Below are 1,210 nucleotides of genomic sequence, written 5' to 3'. Positions count from 1 at the left end.
GCCTCTTGCGCCGCTCGGCCGCCAGCTTCTCCGCCTTGGCGGTCAGCCTGGTCAGCGCCCGGAATCGGCGGTTGTACTGGCGCTTGGAGACGTCCATGCCGGCGTCCGCACGCTGCTGCCGGTTGAGCCGATCGGCCAGGAAGTCGGTGCGTCGCGGGTCGAATCCGATCTCGGTACCGATCGACTCGGCGAAGGCCAGGAGCGAGGCCGGGGTGTCGGCATCGACCTTCGCGGTGACATCGAAGAGCCTGCTGGTCGCCGCGACCTGGTGCGCGCCACCGACCGGACGCGCGAAATCCTCGGTCATGGAACTCAATCCGTCCCACCTCCGCGCCGCCCCCGCGACCCCGGCCAGCCGAGCGTGCTCATCGCTGCGCAGATCCCGTTTCAGGCAGTACAACGCGAGCCGCGCCACACTCTCCGGCCGGTACCGCGCGTCCAACGACCGATGCAACTCGACCAGCGCCTCATCCCGCCCCATCGTCATGCGGTCGATCATCACAAGTCCCGACGTCGCGCTGCAACGCCAATTCGGCGGGTAGGTGGTCGATCATCGTTATGGTTGCAACGACCACTACCGTGGTGGCAGGATGGCCCGCACATGATGCGGGATATGGATAGTGCTCGGGACAGCCTCGAAGGGTTGTCGGTGGGAGATGCGTTGGGGGCGCAGTTCTTCGTGCCCGGTCGGTCGGTGGCCGAGCTGATGAGTGGGCGGGTGCCCGCTGGGCCGTGGGAGTGGACCGATGACACCGAGATGGCGTGTTCGGTGTTCACCGAGATCAGGGCGCGGGGGCGGATCGATCGGGACGCGCTGGCGGCCGTGTTCGCCGATCGGTGTGAACCGTATCGGGGGTACAGCGGTGGGACAGTTGTCGTGCTGCATCAGATTCGGGATGGTCGGCCGTGGCCGGAGGCTGCGGGGGCACTGTTCGACGGGCGGGGGTCGTGGGGGAACGGTGCGGCGATGCGGGTGGGGCCGCTCGGGGCGTATTTCGCCGGTGACCTCGATCGGGCGGCGGCGGAGGCGGCGTCGGCGGCCGAGGTGACGCATCGACACCCCGAGGCGATCGTGGGAGCGATGGTTGTCGCGGTGGCCGCGAGCTGGGCGGCGGCGAGCGTCCGAGGCCGGACCCGACCACCTGCGCAGCCCGCTCATCCTGCGGCTCGTGCACGCCGGCTCCCTGACGGCCAAACAGCGCGGCGCCCT

Annotated in this window: 1 protein-coding gene and 2 pseudogenes; 2 read left to right on the top strand and 1 reads right to left on the bottom strand. The window is 69.5% G+C overall.

Translation table 11 applies throughout. From position 1 onward, the window contains the following. Positions 1 to 487 (bottom strand): hypothetical protein (locus ACWDNU_RS46320; RefSeq protein WP_449673506.1); only part of this gene is annotated, 487 nt, incomplete at its 3' end. Here ACWDNU_RS46320 and ACWDNU_RS46315 point away from each other — a divergent pair. Further along, positions 449 to 1,075 (top strand): annotated as a pseudogene (locus ACWDNU_RS46315) (ADP-ribosylglycohydrolase family protein); the annotation flags it as partial. The gene ACWDNU_RS46320 and the pseudogene ACWDNU_RS46315 sit on opposite strands and share 39 nt — an antisense overlap. Before the next feature lie 46 nt (positions 1,076 to 1,121). Further along, positions 1,122 to 1,210: pseudogene (locus ACWDNU_RS46310) on the top strand (PadR family transcriptional regulator); the annotation flags it as partial.

The sequence above is a fragment of the Amycolatopsis sp. NPDC003676 genome, assembly GCF_053587275.1.
The sequence above is the reverse complement of the archived record's forward strand: the minus strand, read 5'-3'. Positions and strand labels throughout refer to the sequence as shown.